At 71.5% G+C, this 20976-nt stretch carries 21 protein-coding genes; 11 read left to right on the top strand and 10 right to left on the bottom strand.

Annotated features, from left to right (window positions below; all coding sequences use genetic code 11):
• The first annotated feature begins 3 nt into the window (after nt 1-3).
• Nucleotides 4-594 (top strand): DUF2567 domain-containing protein, encoded by a 591-nt coding sequence (locus BLT23_RS17295; RefSeq protein ID WP_090050581.1) that lies wholly within the window; start codon nt 4-6, stop codon nt 592-594.
• A 20-nt stretch (nt 595-614) separates the two neighbouring features.
• Here BLT23_RS17295 and BLT23_RS17290 read toward each other — a convergent pair whose 3' ends face one another.
• The 4 genes from BLT23_RS17290 to BLT23_RS17275 form a co-directional block, all read right to left on the bottom strand.
• Entirely contained in the window at nt 615-1337 is a 723-nt protein-coding gene (locus BLT23_RS17290; protein ID WP_090050579.1) for a putative hydro-lyase, read from the bottom strand.
• On the bottom strand, nt 1334-2578 hold the full coding sequence (locus BLT23_RS17285; protein ID WP_090050573.1) for an MFS transporter: 1245 nt from the start codon (nt 2576-2578) through the stop codon (nt 1334-1336). The genes BLT23_RS17290 and BLT23_RS17285 overlap by 4 nt, the downstream gene beginning before the upstream one ends.
• A 500-nt stretch (nt 2579-3078) precedes the next feature.
• A complete protein-coding gene (locus BLT23_RS17280) occupies nt 3079-3759 on the bottom strand; it encodes an LON peptidase substrate-binding domain-containing protein (protein ID WP_090050570.1) in 681 nt (226 codons plus the stop codon).
• 10 nt (nt 3760-3769) lie between these two features.
• Nucleotides 3770-4474, bottom strand: coding sequence for an NUDIX hydrolase (locus BLT23_RS17275; RefSeq protein WP_176946792.1), 705 nt, complete (start codon nt 4472-4474; stop codon nt 3770-3772).
• Between the two features lie 64 nt (nt 4475-4538).
• Here BLT23_RS17275 and nadA point away from each other — a divergent pair, with 64 nt between their 5' ends.
• Genes nadA through nadC form a run of 3 tightly spaced genes read left to right on the top strand, consistent with a single transcriptional unit; the run spans nt 4539 to nt 8022 of the window.
• Nucleotides 4539-5558: a quinolinate synthase NadA gene (gene nadA, locus BLT23_RS17270; protein WP_090050567.1), complete on the top strand. Its 1020-nt coding sequence runs from the start codon at nt 4539-4541 to the stop codon at nt 5556-5558.
• Nucleotides 5558-7171 carry an L-aspartate oxidase gene (locus tag BLT23_RS17265; protein WP_090050565.1) on the top strand — a complete coding sequence of 538 codons (1614 nt, stop codon included), beginning with the start codon at nt 5558-5560 and terminating at the stop codon, nt 7169-7171. Before nadA ends, BLT23_RS17265 begins: the two co-directional genes overlap by 1 nt.
• Nucleotides 7168-8022 carry a carboxylating nicotinate-nucleotide diphosphorylase gene (nadC, locus tag BLT23_RS17260; protein ID WP_090050560.1) on the top strand — a complete coding sequence of 285 codons (855 nt, stop codon included), beginning with the start codon at nt 7168-7170 and terminating at the stop codon, nt 8020-8022. Before BLT23_RS17265 ends, nadC begins: the two co-directional genes overlap by 4 nt.
• 33 nt (nt 8023-8055) lie before the next feature.
• Here nadC and BLT23_RS17255 read toward each other — a convergent pair whose 3' ends face one another.
• Both BLT23_RS17255 and BLT23_RS17250 read right to left on the bottom strand, forming a co-directional pair.
• The gene (locus BLT23_RS17255; protein ID WP_090050557.1) at nt 8056-8478 is read right to left on the bottom strand and encodes an antibiotic biosynthesis monooxygenase; all 423 of its coding nucleotides are present in this window, start codon (nt 8476-8478) and stop codon (nt 8056-8058) included.
• Between the two features lie 186 nt (nt 8479-8664).
• Complete coding sequence (locus BLT23_RS17250; protein ID WP_090050554.1) at nt 8665-9438, bottom strand: carbon-nitrogen hydrolase family protein; 774 nt, start codon at nt 9436-9438, stop codon at nt 8665-8667.
• Nucleotides 9439-9462: 24 nt separating this feature from the next.
• Here BLT23_RS17250 and BLT23_RS17245 point away from each other — a divergent pair, with 24 nt between their 5' ends.
• Nucleotides 9463-10971 carry an ABC transporter substrate-binding protein gene (locus BLT23_RS17245; RefSeq protein ID WP_090050550.1) on the top strand — a complete coding sequence of 503 codons (1509 nt, stop codon included), beginning with the start codon at nt 9463-9465 and terminating at the stop codon, nt 10969-10971.
• A 6-nt stretch (nt 10972-10977) separates the two neighbouring features.
• On the opposite strand, the gene BLT23_RS17240 is transcribed toward BLT23_RS17245, so the two are convergent.
• Complete coding sequence (locus BLT23_RS17240) at nt 10978-11469, bottom strand: hypothetical protein (protein ID WP_090050549.1); 492 nt, start codon at nt 11467-11469, stop codon at nt 10978-10980.
• Nucleotides 11470-11479: 10 nt separating this feature from the next.
• Nucleotides 11480-11968, bottom strand: coding sequence for a hypothetical protein (locus tag BLT23_RS17235; protein WP_090050545.1), 489 nt, complete (start codon nt 11966-11968; stop codon nt 11480-11482).
• Between the two features lie 26 nt (nt 11969-11994).
• On the opposite strand from BLT23_RS17235, the gene BLT23_RS17230 reads away from it, so the two are divergent.
• Nucleotides 11995-13119 (top strand): aminotransferase class V-fold PLP-dependent enzyme, encoded by a 1125-nt coding sequence (locus BLT23_RS17230; protein WP_245744010.1) that lies wholly within the window; start codon nt 11995-11997, stop codon nt 13117-13119.
• Here the strand turns inward: BLT23_RS17230 and BLT23_RS17225 are convergent.
• Entirely contained in the window at nt 13100-14395 is a 1296-nt protein-coding gene (locus BLT23_RS17225; RefSeq protein WP_090050541.1) for a M14 family metallopeptidase, read from the bottom strand. The two genes, BLT23_RS17230 and BLT23_RS17225, sit on opposite strands and share 20 nt — an antisense overlap.
• Before the next feature lie 132 nt (nt 14396-14527).
• Here BLT23_RS17225 and hisD point away from each other — a divergent pair, with 132 nt between their 5' ends.
• From hisD to BLT23_RS17205, 5 genes are read left to right on the top strand one after another with little or no spacing between them, the layout of a single operon-like run.
• Nucleotides 14528-15844, top strand: coding sequence for a histidinol dehydrogenase (gene hisD / locus BLT23_RS17220; RefSeq protein WP_090050538.1), 1317 nt, complete (start codon nt 14528-14530; stop codon nt 15842-15844).
• Nucleotides 15841-16947, top strand: coding sequence for a histidinol-phosphate transaminase (locus BLT23_RS17215; RefSeq protein WP_090050534.1), 1107 nt, complete (start codon nt 15841-15843; stop codon nt 16945-16947). Before hisD ends, BLT23_RS17215 begins: the two co-directional genes overlap by 4 nt.
• On the top strand, nt 16944-17543 hold the full coding sequence (hisB, locus tag BLT23_RS17210; protein ID WP_090050531.1) for an imidazoleglycerol-phosphate dehydratase HisB: 600 nt from the start codon (nt 16944-16946) through the stop codon (nt 17541-17543). The genes BLT23_RS17215 and hisB overlap by 4 nt, the downstream gene beginning before the upstream one ends.
• Nucleotides 17544-17699 carry a hypothetical protein gene (locus BLT23_RS40775; protein WP_176946791.1) on the top strand — a complete coding sequence of 52 codons (156 nt, stop codon included), beginning with the start codon at nt 17544-17546 and terminating at the stop codon, nt 17697-17699. It begins immediately after the preceding gene.
• 24 nt (nt 17700-17723) lie between these two features.
• Complete coding sequence (locus tag BLT23_RS17205; protein ID WP_090050528.1) at nt 17724-20411, top strand: TIR domain-containing protein; 2688 nt, start codon at nt 17724-17726, stop codon at nt 20409-20411.
• A gap of 1 nt (nt 20412) precedes the next feature.
• Here the strand turns inward: BLT23_RS17205 and BLT23_RS17200 are convergent, their stop codons facing one another.
• Nucleotides 20413-20937 (bottom strand): RNA 2'-phosphotransferase, encoded by a 525-nt coding sequence (locus BLT23_RS17200; protein ID WP_090050525.1) that lies wholly within the window; start codon nt 20935-20937, stop codon nt 20413-20415.
• Between the last annotated feature and the right edge of the window lie 39 nt (nt 20938-20976).

Here is a 20976-nt window from a genome sequence, read left to right as displayed (position 1 = left end):
CGAATGGACGAGGAAGCAGCGCCGGTGCGCGTCGAACCCGTGCCGGAGCCGCCGTACGTCTACCACTACGTCCGGCCGCGGGCGAAGGTCGTGGTGAAGCGGGACCTGGTGCCCGCACTGGGTGTCCTGCTCACGATCTTCGCCTGCGGGCTGCCCGCCGCGTACGTGTGGTCGTGGCTCGCGCCCGCCCAGCTCAAGATCGTCTCGGCGCAGGACAGCAGGCTTTACCCGATCGGGGTGGAGAGCTACCACCGGCTCGACGCGCTGATGGTGTTCGTGCTCATCGGCCTCGGCGCGGGCGCGGTCACGGGCATGGTGGTGTGGCTGCTGCGGCAGCGGCGCGGCCCGGTCGTGATGCTGGCGATGACAGCGGGATCGGCCGCGGCGGCGTGGTTCGCGCAGTGGCTCGGCGGTTCGCTCGCGGCGGGCGCGTACCCGCTGCCGCCGACGATCCAGCCGAACGACACCGTGCTCGTCGCGCCCGCCCTGGAGACGTGGTGGGGAATCCTCGCGTGGCCGCTGGCCGCGTCCCTCGCCTACGGCTGCTGCGCGGCGTGGAACGGCCTGGACGACCTGGGGCGGCGCCTCGGCTGAGGCACCGCCCTCCGGCGCGCCTACCCCACTCGGTAAGCGAAGTCCGGCATGTCGGTCACGAACATCTGCCCCGGCGCGTGCGTGACCGCGAACGGCGGCCGAGAGCTCATCAGCACCGCCTGAGGAGTGACCCCGCAGGCCCAGAACACCGGCACGTCACCGGGTTCGTGCTCCACCGCGTCGCCGAAGTCGGGTTGTCCGACGTCGGCGATCCCCAGCATCCGCGGGTCGCCCGCGCCGACCGGCGCCCCGTGCACCGACGGCATGAGCGCGGTGACCTTGTGCGCCAGGTCCACAAGGGACTCCGGGATCCAGCGCATCGACACGACCATCGGCCCGTGCAGGCGCCCGGCTGGCCGGCACTGGACGTCCGTGACGAACATGGACACGTTCTTGCCCTGCTCGACGTGCCGCAACGGCACCCCCGCGTTCGTCAGCGCCGTCTCGAACGTGAAGCTGCAGCCGATCAGGAACGTCACCAGGTCGTCGCGCCAGTACTTGGTCGCGTTCTCCGGCTCCGCCACCAGCTCGCCGTGCTCCCAGACCCGGTACCGCGGCGCGTGGGTCCGCACGTCCGCGTCCGGCTTGAGGTCGCTGACCGTCTCACCGGCGTCCAGCACGTCGAGCACAGGGCACGGCTTCGGGTTGCGGTGGGTGAAGAGCAGGAAGTCGTACGCCCAGTCCTTCGGCACGGCGATCAGGTTCGCCTGCGCCTGTCCCGGCGCCTGGCCCGCGGTCGTCATTCGAGCTCCTTGTTGACCGTCTCCGGCAACCAGATCAGCGCGACGACAGCGATCCCGTAGGCCGCGGCCCCGAACAGCATCGCACCGCCGATGCCGAGCTTGTCGGCCATGAACCCGACCAGGCCGGGGAAGACGGCACCGAACGCCCGCCCGAAGTTGTAGGTGAACCCCTGCCCCGTGCCGCGCAGCGCGGTCGGGTACAGCTCCGACAGGTAGCTGCCGAACCCGCTGAAGATCGCGGACATGCAGAACCCGAGCGGGAAACCGAGGAACATCACCAACGTGTTGGCACCGTTGGGGATCTGCGTGTACGCGACGATCAGCAACGCGCTCGCGACCGCGAACAGCGTGAAGGTCTTCTTGCGCCCCAGGTAGTCCGTCAGGTAGCCGCCGCTCACGTACCCGATCCACGCGCCCGAGATGAGGAACGCGAGGTACCCGCCCGTGCCGATGACCGTGAGGCCGCGCCCGGTCTGCAGGAACGCCGGCAACCACGTGGCCAGCGTGTAGTACCCGCCCTGGACACCGGTCGCGAGCAGCGAGGCGAACAGCGTCGTCTTCAGGATGCCCGGCCCGAAGATCTTCGGGAACGTGCCGCGTTCCTTGGGCTGCGCCTTGACCTCCGGCGCGTCGTCGACGTTGCGGCGCACGTAGAAGATGAGGACCGCCGGCAGCGCGCCCGTCCAGAACATGATCCGCCAGCTGATGGCCGGATCCGCCAGCGACGCGACCAGCGTGTTGACGACGACCGCGAGCCCCCAGCCGACCGCCCACGCGCTCTGGATGAACGCCACCGTGCGCCCGCGGTACTTCGGCTTGCAGTACTCGGCCACGAGGATCGCCCCGGCCGCCCACTCACCGCCGAAACCCAGGCCCTGCAACGCCCGGAAGACCAGCAGCGTCTCGTAGCTCGTCGCGAACCCGCACAGAACGGTGAAGAACGCGTACGCCGCCACCGTGATGACCAGCGTCCTGGACCGCCCGAACCGGTCCGCCATGACACCCGCCACCGCGCCGCCGATGGCGCTCATCAGCAGGGTGCTCGTGCCCAGCAGGCCCGCTTCCGCCTTGGTGAGGCCGAAGTAGCCGGTGATCGCGACCAGGCTCAGCGGCAGGACCCAGTAGTCGTAGGAGTCCAGCCCGTACCCGCCGAACGCGCCGACGAACGCGCGCCGGCCTCTCTGTCCGAGACTGCGGAACCAGGCGAAGCGGCCTGTGTCCTCGGTCGTGGTCGTGCTCATGGGACACCTCGCAGCGTGGTGGAGGAGTGGTGGAGTGTGACGGAGACCTCAGAGTAGGGGATTGTTGAACAATCCCACAAGGCCACAATCCAACGATCCCACGATCGCCGCCAAGGCGTCGGTCTGGTCCGGGCAACGCCGCACGCGGGGGCCCTTCGTACTGTGTGACAGTACGAAAGCGCCCCGCGTGCGGACGCGTTGAGGGAGTGGAGCGTCTCTATGTGCGTGCGGCGGTCGTGTGGACGGAAGGGCCCCGCGTGCGGGTAGCGCCGAACGGAAGGGCTCTGGGTGCGGGTAGCGCGAACGAAAGGCCCTGGGTGCGGGTAGCGCGAACGGAGGGGGCCCGCGTGCGTGGTGCGGGTGCGAGCGCAGGTGGCCCGCGTCGACCGCCTGGCCACGGCGCTGCCTCCGGGCTTCCGCTCGGCGGACTCAAGCCGCGAAAACGAACCCGCCCCAGGCGCAGCCCCGCGCGGCCCGCCAAAAGCCGTTCGTCCCGGGGGCTAGTTGGGGCTGGGCACGTGCCCGAACTCCGTCAGCGGCACCGGCACCGCCCGCAGCGCGCTCAAGATCCCCGTCTCCCGGTGCAGCATCCGCCGCACCAACCGCAGCCGCCGCGCCGGCGACCGTTCCTCCAGCAGGCGTTGCCGGTCCTCGACCGGGAGCAGGCAGTCCGCCGCCAGCAGGTACGACAGGTCTCCCACGGTCACGTCGTCGGCGGGCGGTGACCAGTCCTCCTGGTGCCAGGCCGCGCCGCAGTACCGCTCGTGGGCCGCCCTGGCGCCGCGTTCCAGCAGCGGGACGACCTCCTCCGCGGCGGCGGGGACCGGTACGTCGTCGAGGTAGTCGACGTGGGCCAGCAGGTACGGCGCGGTGGTCGCGTCCACGTCGAGCAGGCGGAAGCGGCGCACGCCGCGCGCCACGATGTCGAAGCGGCCCTCCGGCAGGGGGCGGGCGTCGAGGAGGTCGGCGGAGCAGCCGATGTCCTGGAGGGAGCGGACGTTGTCGGCCCCGACCTCCCAGCCTTCCTTGATGCAGACGACGCCGAACGTGCGGCCGAACAGCGAGCCCGTCATCAGGTCCACGACGAGCTGGCGGTAACGGGGTTCGAAGATGTGCAACGGCAACGACGCTCCGGGCAAGAGCACGGTGCCCAGCGGGAACAACGGAAGCGTCTCTGCCACGCGTGTCACGTTACGGGGTGCCACCCCCGCCTGCTGGACGGCCGGATCCCGGCGGCCTGAGCACGGCGAACGGATCGGTCACCTTGATTCCCTTGGCGCTGAACCGGAAGAGTGCGGCGGGGCGGCCTCCCGACGGGCCGGGGGGAGCGGTGCCACCTGTGGGTTCGAGCAGGAGGCGGCGGGACAGGACGCGCTGCAGGTTCGTCGCGGAGACCCGGTAGCCCAGTGCCGCGGAGTAGTGGTCGCGCAGCAGGGAGATGGTGAACTCCGGTGGCGCCAAAGCGAAGCCGAGGTTCGTGTACGACAGCTTCGAGGCGAGCCGGTGCCGGGCCCGGTGGACGATCGAGGAGTGGTCGAACGCCATCGGGGGCAGCTGTTCGACGCAGTGCCAGGCCGTGTCGGACGGGACCTCGGGGTCGACGTCGGAGGGGACCAGCCCGAGGAACGCCGTCGCGACCACCCTGGGCGGGGGGACGCGGTCCGGGGCGCTGAAGACGGCCAGCTGTTCGACGTGTGACAACTGTCGCACGTCGACTTTCTCCGCCAGCTGACGGCGGATCGAGGTCTCGACGTCCTCTTCGTCCCGAAGGCCACCACCCGGCAACGACCAGCGGTGAGCGTGTGGCTCCCGTGCGCGCTCCCAGAGCATGACCTGAAGTGACGCACCTCTCACCCGCAGCACAGCTGCCAGAACTTCGTGTCCCACACCGGCCATCCGGCTGATACTATCGGCCACGTTTTCGACCAACAGGCGAAAACCCCGGATCGAGGAGGCAGTGATGGTCGCTACCGCAACCGTGGAGCGAACCGCGTCGGGTGTGTACGGCGGAGTCGAGCCGAACGCCGCGTGGCGGGACGAGGTGTTGCGCCTCGCGAAGGAGCGGGACGCCGTCATCCTGGCGCACAACTACCAGCTGCCCGAGATCCAGGACATCGCGCACCACACAGGCGACTCCCTGGCGCTCAGCCGGATCGCCGCGCAGTCGGACGCGCAGACCATCATCTTCTGCGGCGTGCACTTCATGGCCGAGACCGCCAAGATCCTGAGCCCGGAGAAGACGGTGCTCATCCCGGACGAGCGCGCGGGCTGCTCGCTCGCCGACTCGATCACCGGCGCGCAGCTGCGCGAGTGGAAGGCGCAGCACCCCGGCGCGGTCGTCGTGTCGTACGTGAACACCACCGCCGAGGTGAAGGCGGAGACCGACATCTGCTGCACGTCGTCGAACGCCGTCGACGTGGTGCGCTCGATCCCCGCCGACCGCGAGGTGCTGTTCTGCCCCGACCAGTTCCTGGGCGCGCACGTCAAGCGTGAGACCGGCCGCGAGAACCTGCACATCTGGGCGGGCGAGTGCCACGTGCACGCCGGCATCAACGGTCCCGAGCTGGCCGAGCGCGCCGCCGCGAACCCGGACGCCGACCTGTTCATCCACCCCGAGTGCGGCTGCGCCACGAGCGCGCTCTACCTCAGCGGCGAGGGCATCGTCCCGGCGGAGAAGGTCAAGATCCTCTCGACCGGCGACATGATCACGGCCGCGCGCAGCACGAACGCCCGCAAGGTGCTCGTCGCGACCGAGGTCGGCATGCTGCACCAGCTGCGCAAGGCCGCGCCGGAGATCGACTTCCGCGCCGTCAACGACCGCGCCGCCTGCACCTACATGAAGATGATCACGCCCGCCGCGCTGCTGCGCTGCGTGCGCGAGGGCCTGGACGAGGTGCACGTCGACCTGGAGACCGCCAAGCGCGCCCAGGGCGCCGTGCAGCGCATGATCGAGATCGGCCAGCCCGGCGGCGGTGAGTGATGGCCGCGCGCTGGGAAGCGCGAGCCGACCTGATCGTGGTCGGCACGGGCGTGGCGGGTCTCACCGCCGCGCTGCGGGCTCGTGAGCTGGGACTGCGCGTCCTGGTCGTCACGAAGGCCGCGGGGGACGACGGCAACACGCGCTGGGCGCAGGGCGGCGTCGCCGTCGTCATGGAGGACCAGCACGACCCCGGTGACACGGTGGGCAGGCACGTCGAGGACACGCTGACGGCGGGCGCGGGCCTCTGCGACGCCGCGGCGGTCACGACGGTCATCGGCGACGGCCCGCAGGCCGTGGCGCGGCTGCGTGAACGCGGTGCCGTGTTCGACGCGAAGCCGGACGGCCTGCTGGAGCGCACCCGCGAGGGCGGCCACAGCGCGTTCCGCGTCGTGCACGCCGGTGGGGACGCGACCGGCGCCGAGGTCGAACGCGCGCTGCTCAAGGCCACTGTGGACGGACGGGTTCCCCTGCTGGAGAACCACGTCGCGGTCGACGCGGTCAAGACGCCGCTCGGCGCGGTCGGCGGTCTGCTGGTGCTCGACGGCAACGGCGTCCCCGGTGTGCTCACCGCGCCCGCCGTGCTGCTCGCCACCGGTGGGCTCGGCCAGATGTACCAGGCGACGTCGAACCCGTCGGTCGCGACGGGCGACGGTCTGGCGCTGGCGCTGCGGGCGGGTGCGGTGGCGGCGGACGTCGAGTTCATCCAGTTCCACCCCACCGTGCTCTACACCGGCCGGGGTGCCCGCGGCCGGTGCCCGCTCGTCACCGAGGCGGTGCGCGGCGAGGGCGCGGTGCTGGTCGACGCGACCGGCGCCCGCGTGATGAAGGGCGTGCACCCGCTGGAGGACCTGGCCCCGCGCGACGTCGTGGCGGCCGCGATCACCCGGCACATGGCGCTCGAACCCGGCGGCGTCGACGACCACGTCTTCCTCGACGCGACGTCGTTGCACGACATGGCGACGCGCTTCCCGACCGTGTACGCGGCGTGCGTCGCCGCGGGGGTGGACCCCGCGGTGGACCCGATCCCCGTCGCCCCGGCGGCCCACTTCGCCTGCGGTGGCGTCATGTCCTCTGTGGACGGACGTACGGGCGTCACCGGTCTGTACGCGATCGGCGAGGTCGCCCGCACCGGTCTGCACGGCGCGAACCGCCTGGCGTCCAACAGCCTGCTCGAAGGTCTGGTCTGCGGCACCCGTGCCGCCGAGGCCGTGGCCGCCGACCTCGCGGTGGGGCTCATCGCACCGGCGCGCGCCGTCGACCCGGTGCTGCCGTCGGCCCCGGTGGCGGATCGCGACATGCTGCAGCGCGTGATGTCCCGCTACGCCGCCATCGGCCGCGACGCCGAAGGTCTCGCGGTGGTCGGCTCGGTGCTCGACGTGTCCACCGTGGACAAGCAGCTGGAGTCGCGGGAACTGGTCGAGGACGCGGCGCTCACGCTGGCCGCCCGCGCCCTGATCGCCGCGGCGCAGGAACGCACCGAGTCGCGCGGCTGCCACGTCCGCACCGACTTCACCGAGCGGTCGGCCGCGTGGCAGCGCAGCCAGCTCGTCCGGCTCACCCCGACCGGTCAGCCCGTGCTGGCCGATCCAGTACTGGCGGAGGGTGTCGCATGACCGGCTTCGACCGGCTCGATCTCGACTGGGACGACGCGAACCGCGTCATCCAGCTCGCCCTGGAGGAGGACCTCCGCTACGGCCTCGACGCCACGACGCTGGCGACGGTGCCGGAGAAGGCCGTCGCCACCGCCGAGATCACGCCCAGGGCCGCGGGCGTGCTGTGCGGGGTGTCGGTGGCGCGCACGGCTTTCCAGCGCTACCTGCCCGACGTCGAGGTGGTCTTCGAGGCCACCGACGGAGGCAAGGCCGTGCCCGGTGAGCCCGCGCTGGTGCTGTCCGGACCGACCCGCGGCCTGCTCACCGTCGAACGCACCGCGCTGAACCTGGTCTGCCACCTGTCCGGCATCGCCACGCAGACCGCGCGGTGGGTGGAGGCGGTGGAGGGCACCGGTGCGCGCATCCGCGACAGCCGCAAGACGTTGCCCGGCCTGCGGCTGCTGCAGAAGTACGCGGTCCGCTGCGGCGGCGGCGTGAACCACCGCATGGGTCTCGGCGACGCGATCCTCATCAAGGACAACCACGTCGCCGCGGCCGGGTCGGTCGGCGCCGCGATCCGCGCTGCCCGCGAGCACGCGCCGGAGCTGCTGATGGAGGTCGAGGTCGACAGCCTGGAGCAGCTCGACGAGGCCGTCGCCGAGGGCGCGCAACTGGTGCTGCTGGACAACTTCACGCCCGAGCAGTGCGCGGAGGCCGTGCGCCGCAAGCCGGCGGGCGTCGAGCTGGAGGCGTCCGGCGGGCTCACGCTGGACGTGGCCCGCCGGTATGCCGAGACCGGGGTGGACTACCTCGCGGTCGGCGGCCTGACCCACTCGTCGCCGTCGCTCGACCTGGGACTGGACCTGAGGTAGGCGGGAGGGCCCGCGTGAGCGGGCCCCCGGCCGTCATTCCACCGAGGCGTGTGCCCTCGGCCGGTAGCGCGCGAAACCGCCGTGCCGGACGCCGGGGAAGTTCTGCACCCGCCGCCAGTCCGCGGTGACCGAACCGACGCCGTTGCCGCCGGACACGGCGTCGGCGTGGTCCTCCGCGCTGACCCACTCGGCGTAGTTGACGACCTGCTTGCCGTCGTCGCGGACGTGGAAGGCGGCGGAGATGCCGCCGGGGTGCGGGTTCGGCTCGCTCGCGAGCGCCGTGAACACCGAGTCGACCCACGCCTTGGCGGTGGCCTCGTCGTCGGTGTCGACCGTGACGAGGACGACGCAGCCCACGTTCTGGCCGGGACCGGCCGTCCCGCCGGTGCGGTAGAGCGTGAAGCCGTCGAGCTCCTTGCGGTCGCGGACGAACTCGGGCAGTTCCGGAAGAGTCATGTCCGCGATCCTGTGGGCTCGACCTAACTGGAGGTCAAGCTCACTCGAACACACACCTGGGGTCCCGCTACAGCGGGGCACCCACCGGGTTCACGTACAGCGCATCAGCACGCCCTCTTCCACCACGTACAGCGTGCCGTCGTGGTGTGCCGGAGAACACGAGCAGAGCGGCTGCGATGACGCGCGTCACCGCAGCCGCCGGTTGGCCAGCACGGGCAGCACCTCGCGGGCCTGCTCCACCTGCGCGAGGTCCAGGTCGACGACCGCCACCTCCGGCTGGTCCGAGAGCTGCGCCACGACGTTGCCGAACGGGTCCGCGACCGTCGAGTAGCCGATCCCCGTCGGCGCCGACGACCCCAGATCGCCGGGATACGCCTGGCCGCACGCCACGACGAACGACGTGCAGTCGAGCGCGCGCGCTCGCACCAGCAGCTCCCACTGCTCCTTCTTGCCGGGACCGGCGCCCCACGACGCACCGAGCAGCACAGCGGACGCACCCCGGTCGGCCAGCGCGCGGAAGAGCTCGGGGAAGCGGATGTCGTAGCAGGTCGCCACGCCCAGCGTGACGCCGTCCACCTCGAACGTCACCACGTCCGAGCCGGGCGCGACGGTGCGCGACTCCTGGAACCCGAACGCGTCGAACAGGTGGATCTTGTCGTAGCCGAGGTGCACGTCCGGCCCGGTCACCAGCAGGGTGTTCGTCACGCGGTCACCGGAAGGTGTGAACATGCCCGCGACCACGACGACGTCGTGCTGAACGGCGATCTCCCGCACCGCCGAGGCCCACGGCCCGTCCAGCGGCTCGGCGACGGGTCCGAGCGGCACGCCGAAGCGGCACATGGTCGCCTCCGGCAGCAGCACGACCCGCGCGCCGTCGGCCCTGCGCACCGCGTCGCGGACCAGATCCAGGTTGGACCGGGGGTCGGTGGTGGCGCTGATCTGACTCACGGCGATGCGCATGGGGATCACTGTAGGGTCCGACCCGTGCGTCGTTCCCCTCTGCTGCTGCTCCTGGTCGTGTCGCTGGCTGTCGCGGGCTGCACCGAGACCGCCACACCGCGTCCGGACGGCGGCGAGAACGGCACGTCCATCGTGCTCGCGGACCGGGACGAGCCCACCACGCTCAACCCGCTGCTCGGCTACGGCGAACAGGGCGTGTCGAAGATCTACGACGGTCTCGTCGAGCACCGCCAGGACGGCTCGCTGCGCCCCCAGCTCGCCGCCGAGCTGCCGGAACCGTCCGTCGACGGGCTGAGCTGGACGGTGAAGCTGCGCGGCGACGTGAAGTTCACCGACGGCAGCACGTTCGGCGCGGAGGACGTCCTGGCCACCTACGGCGCCGTGATGCAGAGCCCGGTCAAGGAGCGGTTCAGCACGCTCAAGGGCGTCGTGCAGCTCGACCCGTCCACGGTCCGCTTCACGCTGTCGCAGACGCAGGCGGCGTTCCCGCACCTGCTCGTGCTCGGCATCCTGCCCAGCGAGCAGGCGAGGCCGGACGGCGAGGTGGTCGGCACCGGCCCGTTCAAGGTCGCGGAGTGGCGCAAGGGCGACCGGCTGGTGCTGGACGCCAACGAGGACTACTTCGGGGGCGCGCCCAAGATCAAGAAGGTGACCGTCGTCTTCGTCGGCGACGACAACCAGCGCGCCCGCCGCATGCAGGACGGCGAGTTCGACGGCACGGTGCTCCCGCCCAAGCTCGCCGAGACGTTCCGGGGCCGGTCGAACCTGCTCGTGCAGTACCACCGCAGCGCCGACTACCGGGCCGTCTCGCTGCCCGCGGGCCACCCGGTCACCGGCGACGCCGCCATCCGCCTCGCGCTGAACCACGCGACGAACCGCCAGGGCATGCTCGACACCCTGCTGGACGGCAAGGGCACCGTCGGGTACACGCCGGTGCCGGACGTGCTGGCCGAGGAGTTCGACCCGGCCGCGAAGTTCCGCTTCGACAAGGCGGAGGCCGCCCGCCTGCTCGACGCGGCGGGCTGGGTGCCCGGCGGCGACGGCATCCGGGTCCGCGAGGGCGTCGCCGCCCGCTTCACGCTGATGTACCCGCTGGGCGACGACCTGCGCGCCGACCTCGCCACCGCGTTCGCCGCCGACGCCAAGGCGGTGGGCGTGGACGTGCAGCTCGCCGGGCTGTCGTGGGAGGCCATCCGCCCGCGCACCGGCACCGACGCGCTGCTGCACGGCGAAGGCTCGACGTTCGACCCGGACCTGGTGCTCCACGGCCTGCGCGGCCAGGGCGGCGCGGCGGCGGACGAGGCGCTCGACCACGGCCGCGGGCTCGTCGACCCGGCTCAGCGGGCGGTGGCGTACAAGCTGTTCCAGCAGGCGTTCGTCGCGGCGCCGTCGATGGTGGTGCTGGTCTTCCCCGAGCACGCGTACGTGATGCGCGACTCGTGGAACGGCTACGAGGCGATCGTGGACCCCAGCTCGTACGGCGCGCTGGCGTGGGGACCGTGGTGGAACCTCGACAAGTGGGAGCCCAAGTAGACCCGGTCAGGTGGTCCTGGCGTTGATGTCGCGGACGGCCTTCTCCGGGTCGTCCGCCCAGAACTCGACCCGCGCGACCTTCCGCGCACCGGTCTTGCCGAGGTCGACGAGCTGCGGCTCGCGGAACGGTACGGACACGTTCGTCTTGGTCAGCGACTGGACGACGAGCGCGTCGCCGATCACCTCGACGCTGCGCTGCCCCTTGTGGGTGCGTTCGGCGAGCTGGGCGGCGCCGAGGTCGGCGGTGGGGATGCGCCAGTCGAAGAACCCGAGCTGACGCAGCCGCAGCTCGTCGGCGGAGACCGTGTGCGGCTGCTTGTGCAGGACGTACAGGGCGCCCACGCAGACGACGGCGTTGAGGACCCCCAGCACGCACAGGGTGACCAGCAGCCACGGGATGTCCAGCCCGAACGCGACGAGCGCGATCCCGACCGCCGTGATGACCAGGAACCGCCAGTAGCGCGGCCGCATGCGCTTGCCGTAGGGGATCTCCACCATGCGGCGGAGCCTATTTCCGCAGCGCGCGCACGACCTCGCCGGGGTTGTCGGCCCAGAACTCGATCCGGGTCACCTCGTGCGCGCCGCGCCGGCCCAGGTCGGCCTCCAGCGGCTCGGTCAGCTCCACGACGACGTTGGTGGAGTACGAGATCGACAGCACCAGCGTGCCGTCCTCCACGGACCGCGTCCTGTTCCGCGGCCGGCTGGTCGTGCCCTCCCGCACGGTGCCGACGGCGGCCAGCGGAACGCGGTACTCGAACTCGCGGCCGTACCGCAGCCACAGGTGCTCGTCGTCGACCGCGTGCTTGAACCGGTGCAGCATCCACAGCTGCCACGCGAGCAGCACCCCGCTCAACGCCCCCAGCACGAGCAGCGCCGCGCGCAGCCAGAACCACGGCACGAGCAGGTCGACGAGAAAGATCTCCAGCGGTGTCACGACGAGGAACACCCACAGGAACGGTCTGACCTGAGCGCTGTAGTCGAACGTCTTCTCCCCCATGTTTCGAGAGTGGCACAGTGGGACCGGTGAACGACCTGATCTTCCTGGACAGCGCCGGTTCCTCGATCCCGCCCGCCCCCGTCGTCGACGAGGTGGTCGGGCATCTGCGCCGGGAGACCGAGGTCGGCGGCTACCGCGCCGCCGCCGAGCGCCACGACGACCTGGAGGCGGGCTACGGCGTGCTCGCGGAGCTGTTCGGCTGCGCGCCGTCGGAGGTCGCCTTCACCGACAGCGCGACCCGGTCGTGGCTCGCCGCGTTCGACGCGGTGCCGCTCGCCGCGGGCGACCGCGTCCTGGTCACCGAGGTCGAGTACGGCGGCAACGCCGTGCCGATGCTGCGGCGCGCGGAGGAGACCGGCGCGACGGTCGAGGTCATGCCGTCCGACCGGCACGGCCAGGTCGACGTGGCCGCGCTGGACCTGGACGAGCGGGTCAAGCTGATCTCGCTCGTGCACGTGCCCACCAACGGCGGCCTGGTCAACCCGGTCAGCGAGGTCACGGCGAAGGCCCGCGAGGCGGGCGCGCTGGTGCTGCTCGACGCCTGCCAGTCCACCGGCCAGATCGACCTGCGCGGCCTCGACTACGACATGCTCGTGTGCACGGGCCGCAAGTGGCTGCGCGGACCGCGCGGCACGGGTGCGCTGGTCGTCCGCGACGACGTGCGCAGGCGCCTGCGGCCGAGGCTGATCGACCACAGCGGCGCCGAGTGGACCGGTCCCGGCCGGTACGAGCCGCGCGACGACGCCAGGGTGTTCGAGCTGTGGGAGTTCAACGTGGCCGACCGGCTGGGCCTGATCGCGGCCGCCCGGTACGCGCTGGCCAAGGGCCCGGACGTGATCGAGACCGAGGTGCGGGAACGCGCGGAGCACCTGCGCGAGGGCTTGGCGGCCCTGCCCGGCATCACCGTCCACGACCTGGGCGAACGCCGGTCCGGCATCGTCACGTTCACCAGCGACCGGGTGCCGCCGGTGGAGCTCAAGGACAGGCTCTGGGAGGAGAACGTCGCCGTCACCGTCTCGCAGCTCTCGTCCACCCGGATCGACATGACGAAGCGGGGCCTCGACGAAGTAGTGCGGGCTTCCCCGCACTACTTCGTCACTCACGAGGAGATCGACCAGGCGCTGGAGAGGATCAGCAGGTCTGGCCGATGATCCGCTTCACGCAGTCCGAGTAGCCGACGAACAGGTCGACGGCGCCGTTGTTGCGCGCCGTCTGCGTGGCGATGGCGGTGTCGCGCGGGTAGAAGCTGTCGAGGCCGCCTCCGCTCGGGTACATCTCGAAGGTGTAGGACCAGATCTTGTGCTGGCCCCACATCCAGTCGTCGACGCTGCCGTCGGTGATGTACAGGTCGCTCGCCTGCTCCGGCGTGTAGCCGTTGGAGGCCGCCATCTGCCGGCCGAGCGTCTGGAACGCGCGCGCCTCGTCCGCGTTGAGACCGGTGTCGGTGTCGGCGCGGGTGTAGCCGTACGGCCACAGCACGAGCTCCGAGAACGAGTGGAAGTCGATGTGCGTCTTGATCTGCTGCACACCGCCGACCACGCGGGAGTTCACGAAGTCGCGCACGCGGGCGGTCTCCGGCGCGGAGAACGCCGCCGTGCCGCGGTAGGTGTCGGACGTGCTGCTACCGCTGGAACCGCCGCAGCAGCCCCACTTGTAGCCCCAGTTGCGGTTGAGGTCGGTGCCGTTGCCCTGGCGGTTCTTGCGCCAGCCGCGGAACGAGCCGGTCGCGATGTCGTACTCGACGCCGTCCGGGTTGACCATCGGGACGAACCAGATCTCCCGGCTGTCGACCATGTTCTTGATCGCGGAGTTGCTGTAGTTGTCGGTGTAGCGCTTGATGATCTGCAGGCACTGCTCGACGGTGAGGTGCTCGCGGGCGTGCTGGTTGCAGGTGAACAGCACCTCCGGCTCGCTCTCGTCGGTGCCGACGTTGTCGCTGATCTTGAGCGCCCAGATGTCCCGGTTCTGGTAGCTCTTGCCGATGCTGCGCAGGCTCGCGAGCGTCGGGTGGTCGCGGACGGTCTGCTCCAGCTCGGCCGTCATCTCCGCGAAGTTGTGGTAGCCGGTGTAGCCGGACGGGAAGTCCTGCGTGCCGACCTCGCCGGGCTTCGGGTCGGTGAAGTCGACCTTGCCGAGGCTCTTGAGCTGCTCCTCGAAGTCGCCGACGTACCTGACCGGCAGCCCGGTCGCCTTCAGGGCCCGGTACTGGGACCTGTCGGCGACCACCGAAACGGTGGTGAGCTTGGTCGCACCGATGACGTCGACCCCGATCTGGGCGACCTTGGTGCGTTCCTCGGACGTGTTCGCCGTGACCTCCAGCAGGTACCGGCCGGAGTCGGCCGTGCTGGGCGAGGCCATGCCCGCGACCAGCACGGGCAGGCAGAGGGCGAGCACTGCGGCGATCTTGCCGCGGCTCTTGCTGAACATCGTTCCTCCATCATCAGCAGGGGTTTGCGACGGAGTGGTGCCCGACAGAGCGTGGCCGCGCGCTCACGGGCTGAGTAGCGCCGATAGCGGGCTGACCGTTGACACTTTTGCGCAGGAACTAGGCTGTGGGACATGCTCAACCGCATCGACCTGCGAGGTCGCACCACGACCCCCGCTCAGCTGCGCGCCGCCGTGCCGCGCGCCGAGGTGGACGTGGACGCGGTGCTGCATCACGTGCGTCCCGTGGTGGACGCGGTCGCGGAACGCGGTGTCGAGGCCGTTCTGGAGTACACCGAGAAGTTCGACCGCGTCCGTCCCGCCGCGGTCCGCGTACCCGTCGCCGAGCTCCAGGCCGCCCTGTCGTCGCTCGACCCGGCCGTGCGCGAGGCGCTGGAGGAGACGATCGCGCGCACCCGGCGCGTGCACGCCGACCAGCGCCGGACCGAGACGACCACGCAGGTCGTGCCCGGCGGCACCGTGACCGAGAAGTGGGTGCCGGTCGCCCGCGTCGGCCTCTACGCGCCCGGCGGTCTCGCCGTCTACCCGTCCACCGTCGTCATGAACGTCGTGCCCGCCCAGATCGCCGGCGTCGAGTCGCTGGTCGTGTGCTCGCCGCCGCAGGCGGAGTTCGGTGGCCTGCCGCACCCGACCATCCTGGCCGCCGCCGCGCTGCTCGGCGTCGACGAGGTGTGGGCGGCGGGCGGCGCGCAGGCCGTGGCGCTGATGGCGCACGGCGCCGTCGACACCGACGGGTCCGAGCTGGCACCGGTCGACATGGTCACCGGCCCCGGCAACATCTACGTGACCGCGGCCAAGCGCCTGCTGCGCGGCCTCATCGGCATCGACTCCGAGGCCGGGCCGACCGAGATCGCGATCCTCGCCGACTCGACCGCCGACCCGGTGCACGTGGCCGCCGACCTGATCAGCCAGGCCGAGCACGACCCGCTGGCCGCGTCCGTCCTGGTGACCGACTCCGAGGAGCTCGCCGACGCCGTCGACGCCGAGCTGGAGCGCCAGATCGGCGCCACCAAGCACCAGGAGCGCATCCGCACCGCGCTGACCGGCGAGCAGTCCGGCACCGTGCTCGTCTCCTCCGTGGACGAGGGCGTCCGGGTCGTCGACGCCTACGCCGCCGAGCACCTGGAGATCCAGACGCGCGACGCGCGCGAGGTGGCGGCGCGAATCCGGTCCGCGGGCGCGATCTTCGTCGGCGCGTACGCCCCGGTGTCCCTCGGCGACTACTGCGCGGGCTCGAACCACGTGCTGCCCACCGGCGGCTGCGCGCGGCACTCGTCGGGGTTGTCCGTGCAGACGTTCCTGCGCGGCATTCACCTGATCGACTACTCCGAGGACGCGCTGCGCGAGGTCTCGGCCAAGGTCGTCGCGCTCGCCAACGCCGAGGACCTGCCCGCGCACGGGCAGGCGGTCACCGCGAGGTTCGCCCGATGAAGCCCGTGATCGGAGCCAGGGTCGAGCTGTCCGACCTGCCGCTGCGCGAGGACCTGCGCGGACGCACGCCGTACGGGGCGCCGCAGCTCGACGTGCCGTACCGGCTGAACACCAACGAGAACCCGTACGCGCCGACGGACGCGCTGGCCGCGGACGTGGTGGCGGCCGTCGCGGAGATCGCGGGCGACCTGCACCGCTACCCGGACCGCGACGCGGTGGCGCTGCGCGACGACCTGGCCGCCTACCTGACCGAGGCCACGTCGGTGCCGCTGACGGCGGAGAACGTCTGGGCCGCCAACGGGTCCAACGAGATCCTCCAGCAGATCCTCCAGGCGTTCGGCGGTCCCGGGCGGGTCGCGCTGGGCTTCGAGCCGTCGTACTCGATGCACCCGATCATCGCCGCCGGCACGCGCACCGAGTGGTCGCCGACGCCGCGCCGTCCCGACTTCTCGCTGGACGTGGAGAAGGCGGCCGCGGTGATCGCCGAGACCCGGCCGGACGTCGTCTTCGTGACGTCGCCGAACAACCCGACCGGCCAGTCGATCCCGCTCGACGACCTGCGCCTGCTGATCGCCTCCACCTCGGGGATCATCGTCGTCGACGAGGCGTACGCGGAGTTCTCGCCGCAGCGCAGCGCGATCGAGCTGCTCGACGAGTTCGGCTCGCGGCTGATCGTCTCGCGCACGATGTCCAAGGCGTTCGCCTTCGCCGGTGGCCGGCTCGGCTACCTGGCGGCGGCCCCGGCCGTGGTCGACGCGCTGCAGCTGGTGCGCCTGCCGTACCACCTGTCGCAGCTCACGCAGGCGGCCGCGCGGGCCTCGTTGCGGCACGCCGCCGAGACGCTGGGGTCGGTGGCGCTGCTGGCCTCCGAACGCGACCGCGTGATGGCCGCGTTGACGGAGCTGGGTTTCCGGGTCGTGCCGTCGGACGCGAACTTCGTGCTGTTCGGCTGGTTCGAGGACGCGCGGGAGACCTGGAAGTCCTATCTGGACCAGGGCGTCCTCATCAGGGACGTCGGAATCGCGGGTCACCTGCGGGTGACCATCGGAACGCCCGAGGAGAACGACGCCTTCCTCGCGGCCAGCAAGGAGGTCAGCCGGTGAGTCGTGTCGGTAAGGTCGAGCGCACCACGAAGGAGTCGTCGGTCTACGTCGAGATCGACCTCGACGGCACCGGCCAGGTCGAGATCAGCACCGGCGTGCCGTTCTACGACCACATGCTCACCGCGTTCGGCGTGCACGGCTGCTTCGACCTGATCGTCCGCGCCACGGGCGACACGCACATCGACGCCCACCACTCGGTCGAGGACATCGCGATCGTGCTCGGGCAGGCGCTGCGCGAGGCGTTGGGGGACAAGAAGGGCATCCGCCGGTTCGGCGACTGCTGGATCCCGATGGACGAGACCCTCGCGCACGCGGCGGTCGACGTGTCGGGCCGTCCCTTCACCGTCCACCGGGGCGAGCCGGAGCAGTTCAACTCGTTCGTCATCGGCGGCAACTACCCGTTCGTGCTGAACCGCCACGTGTTCGAGTCGCTGGCCTTCCACGCCCAGATCGCGCTGCACGTGCGCGTCGAGTACGGCCGCGACCCGCACCACATCGCGGAGGCCGAGTACAAGGCGATCGCCCGCGCCCTGCGTGCGGCCGTGGAGCCCGACCCGCGGGTCGGCGGCGTGCCGTCGACCAAGGGCGTGCTGTAGATGCCGAAGGAGGTCGTCGTCATCGGGCTGCTCGCCCTCGCGGGCTTCCTGGGCGGCGGCGTGTACTCGACGTGGAAGACCGCCAAGGTGATGGCGGTCATCCTGCTCGTGCTGACCGTTTTGGCGGTCGGCGGCGCGGTGCTCTGGCTGATCTAGTCCGGAACCGACAGAATCAGGCCCGTGGGGGAGCCTGACTACGACGCGTTCATCTCGTACAGCCGGGCACTCGACGGGACGCTGGCTCCCGCGTTGCAGCGCGGCGTGCAGCGGTTCGCCAAGCCCTGGAACCGGCTGCGCGCCACGCGGGTGTTCCTCGACGACGCCAGCCTGTCGGCCAACCCGGGCCTGTGGACGTCCATCGAGAACGCCCTGTCCCGCTCGCGCTGGCTCGTGCTCCTGGCCTCGCCGGAGGCGGCGGCGTCGGAGTGGGTCGGCCGCGAGCTGGACTGGTGGCTGGAGCACAAGTCGGCCCAGAGCATCCTCGTCGTCCTGACCTCCGGCGAGTACGCGCAGTCCGTGCCCGCCCGCGTCCGCAAGGCGCTGGGCGAGGAACCGCGCTGGGTCGACCTGCGGCAGCTGCGTTCGGCCTCGCACGTGGACGACTCGAACCCGCTGCTGCGCGAGTGCGTCGCCGACGTCGCGAGCGCGGTGCGCGGCGTCCCCAAGGACGACCTGGTCGGCGAGCACGTCCGCCAGCACCGGCGCACCATGCGGCTGGCCCGCGGCGCGGTCACCGCGCTGGCGGTGCTGGCCGTGGGCGTGCTGGTCGCGGCGCTGATCGCCGTGGTGCAACGCAACGACGCCGTCGCCCAGGCCCGTGCCGCCACGGCCCGCGGTCTCGCGTCGGCCGCCACCGCGAACCTGCGCACCGACCTGGCCCTGGCTCAGGCCCTCGCCGCTCGGGCCTACCGGACCGAGCCCGGCGCGCAGACCAGGTCCGCCCTGCTGGCGTCCCTCACGGCCTCCCCGCACCTGCACCGCTACGTGCAGGTCGGCGGCGAGGTGACGGCGCTGGCCGCGTCGGCCGACGGCAAGGTCGCGGTGGCCGGGACCGCAGACGGCCGGGTGGTGCGGCTGGACCTGACGGCGTCGGCCCGCTCCGAGACGCGCGTCGGTTCGGACGAGGTGATAGCCGTGGCGACGAGCGCCGACGGGGGCGTGGTCGCCGCGTTCACCCGCGGCACGGCGGTGCGCTGGGAAGCCGCATCCGGTGACGTGCAACGGTTCGAGCTGCCGCACTCGGAGACGTTCGGCCTGGTGGCGGTGTCGCCGTCCGGACGGTACAGCGCCTTCTACAGCACGTACGGCGACAACCCGTCCGGCGGGGAACAGCCCTCGACCACCATCGTCCACGATGGACAGAAGCGCGACCACGTGCGGCGCGAGGCCAAGTCCTTGCCGCTGCTCGTGCTGCGGCTGCCCGACGACGACACCCTGCTGGAGCTGTCCGCCGGAGAGTGGGTGCGCCGGTCGGCCGCCACCCAGGAGGTGGTGTCGACCGCGACCGGCTTCGTGTTGCCCGCCAACGGCTTCTGGATCGGCGCGTCCGCAGACGGTTCCCAGTTCGGCTGGTCGACCGACGGCCTGACCCGCGTGTGGCGCACCGACAGCCCGTCGTTCGACTACAACTCGCAGAACTCCGAGGTGCGCGCCGGCCGCCCCAACCCGTCCCACGTCGCCATCACCGACGACGGCACGCGCACCGCCGTCGCCGACACCGGCACGATCCACGTCTACGACATGACCGGCGCGGGTGAGCTGGTGCGGCTGGAGGGCAACGGCGAGACCCAGTTCGTCGAGTTCCTCGGCTCCCAGGACCGCCTGGTGTCCGCGTCCCGCGACCGCCTGGTGCTGTGGGACCTGAACCGCAACACCCGTCTGGCCACAACCCTGCCCACGCGGTCGCCGGTGTCGTGCAACGCCTGCCCCGCCCCGTGGCTGGCGGTGACGAACGGCAAGACCGCCGTCGCCGCGGGCTCCGACGTGGCCGTGGGCCCGGAAGCCGACTCCACCAGCCCCGACAGCGAGTTCGGCCCGATCGCCTGGAACGCGGCCGGTGACGGCCTGCACGTCGTGACGCTGCCCGAGGGCATCGGCGAGACCTGGGAGACCAGCCCCTTGCGGCCGGGCAAGCGCTGGAAGGGCGACGTGGTCGCCGAGAAGCTGGTCGCCCTGCGCGCCAACGCGACCGACGACCGCATCGTCACCGTGAACGAGAAGGGCGACGTCCAGGTCTTCACGGGCCCGGACCTCGCGCTCGAACGCACCATCACCCTGGACCACCCGCTGGAACAGGCGGGCTGGCCGCCGTCCGGCGGGCTCGCGGCCATCAGCGCCGACACCTCGGTGGTCGCCGTGGCGACAGCGGACTCCGTGGAGCTCGTCCACACCGCCACCGGCGAACGCCGCTCGATGCAGGGCACCGCCGACGCCGTGACGTTCACCGACGACCACCTGGTGGTCCAGCGCTCCGGCACCATCGAGATCACGAACGCGGAGGGCACCGAACGCCGCACGGTCCCCACGGACCCCGCCTACCTGCCGGGGATCGTCGCCTCCGCCGACACCACCCTCGCCGCCCAGGTGCGCCGCGACTACGTCGCCGTCATCACCGACCTGACCACCGGCGAGGAGGTCGGCCACCTCCCGCTCGTCTCCCAGCGGGGCAGGTTCGGCCGTGTCGGCCTGGCCTTCGACGGCCCGGACCGCCTGGTCACCGCGATCTCCGGCACGCGCCTGGTCTCGTGGGACCTGACCGAGGAGAACTGGGTTCGAGCGGCCTGCGAGTCCGCCGACCGCACCCTGACCCCGGACGAATGGCGCCGCTACGTCGGCACGGAGCCACCGGACGACCTCACGTGCGGCTGACTCAGTCCGTCCGCAGATAGCTCGCGGGAACGTGCCGGGTGAGCCACACCCCGTTGGCGCTGAGGCGGAACTCGTGCTCGTCCCGGTGCATGGCGAGGGCGTCGACCAGCAGGATCACCGGCCGCCCACGCCGAGCCCCGACCCGCCGGGCCGTCTCCCGGTCCGGCGACAGGTGCACGTCGTGCCGCGACATGGGCCGGAGCCCGTCCCGCAGGATGCCGTCGAGGTGCTGCGCGACCGTGCCGTGGAACAGCACGTCCGGCGGCGTGGCGACGGGCAGGCCGAGGTCGACCTCGACGCTGTGCCCCTGGTTGGCCCGGATGCGGTCGCCCTCGATCGTGAAGCGCTTCTTGTCGTTGCGCTCCACCACTTCCCGCAGCTCCTCGGCGGAGATGCGCAGTGCGGTCAGAAGGTCGGCCACCGGCACCCAGCCGGCCGCGTCCAGGGTGAGGCCGACGCGCTCGGGCTGGTGCCGCAGCGCTTTGGACATCCGCTTCGACAGGCGGACGATTCTCTCGTTTTCCATTTGGTTCTCAGGAAACCACAGCGTGTCCACCCGTTTTGC

Source organism: Lentzea fradiae (genome assembly GCF_900100955.1).
Classification (GTDB): domain Bacteria; phylum Actinomycetota; class Actinomycetes; order Mycobacteriales; family Pseudonocardiaceae; genus Lentzea; species Lentzea fradiae.
Note: the sequence above shows the minus strand (reverse complement) of the source record. Positions and strands in the feature narration are given on the sequence as shown.

Bases quoted from the DNA above. Each gene is read 5' to 3' on its own strand.
- BLT23_RS17240 (WP_090050549.1), bottom strand. From the start codon at position 11,469: ATGGTGGAGATCCCCTACGGCAAGCGCATGCGGCCGCGCTACTGGCGG.
- BLT23_RS17295 (WP_090050581.1), top strand. From the start codon at position 4: ATGGACGAGGAAGCAGCGCCGGTGCGCGTCGAACCCGTGCCGGAGCCG.
- BLT23_RS17250 (WP_090050554.1), bottom strand. From the start codon at position 9,438: ATGCGCATCGCCGTGAGTCAGATCAGCGCCACCACCGACCCCCGGTCC.
- BLT23_RS17285 (WP_090050573.1), bottom strand. From the start codon at position 2,578: ATGAGCACGACCACGACCGAGGACACAGGCCGCTTCGCCTGGTTCCGC.
- nadA (WP_090050567.1), top strand. From the start codon at position 4,539: ATGGTCGCTACCGCAACCGTGGAGCGAACCGCGTCGGGTGTGTACGGC.
- nadC (WP_090050560.1), top strand. From the start codon at position 7,168: ATGACCGGCTTCGACCGGCTCGATCTCGACTGGGACGACGCGAACCGC.
- BLT23_RS17200 (WP_090050525.1), bottom strand. From the start codon at position 20,937: ATGGAAAACGAGAGAATCGTCCGCCTGTCGAAGCGGATGTCCAAAGCG.
- BLT23_RS17275 (WP_176946792.1), bottom strand. From the start codon at position 4,474: ATGGCCGGTGTGGGACACGAAGTTCTGGCAGCTGTGCTGCGGGTGAGA.
- BLT23_RS17255 (WP_090050557.1), bottom strand. From the start codon at position 8,478: ATGACTCTTCCGGAACTGCCCGAGTTCGTCCGCGACCGCAAGGAGCTC.
- BLT23_RS17265 (WP_090050565.1), top strand. From the start codon at position 5,558: ATGGCCGCGCGCTGGGAAGCGCGAGCCGACCTGATCGTGGTCGGCACG.
- BLT23_RS17225 (WP_090050541.1), bottom strand. From the start codon at position 14,395: ATGTTCAGCAAGAGCCGCGGCAAGATCGCCGCAGTGCTCGCCCTCTGC.
- BLT23_RS40775 (WP_176946791.1), top strand. From the start codon at position 17,544: ATGCCGAAGGAGGTCGTCGTCATCGGGCTGCTCGCCCTCGCGGGCTTC.
- BLT23_RS17235 (WP_090050545.1), bottom strand. From the start codon at position 11,968: ATGGGGGAGAAGACGTTCGACTACAGCGCTCAGGTCAGACCGTTCCTG.
- BLT23_RS17290 (WP_090050579.1), bottom strand. From the start codon at position 1,337: ATGACGACCGCGGGCCAGGCGCCGGGACAGGCGCAGGCGAACCTGATC.
- hisD (WP_090050538.1), top strand. From the start codon at position 14,528: ATGCTCAACCGCATCGACCTGCGAGGTCGCACCACGACCCCCGCTCAG.
- BLT23_RS17215 (WP_090050534.1), top strand. From the start codon at position 15,841: ATGAAGCCCGTGATCGGAGCCAGGGTCGAGCTGTCCGACCTGCCGCTG.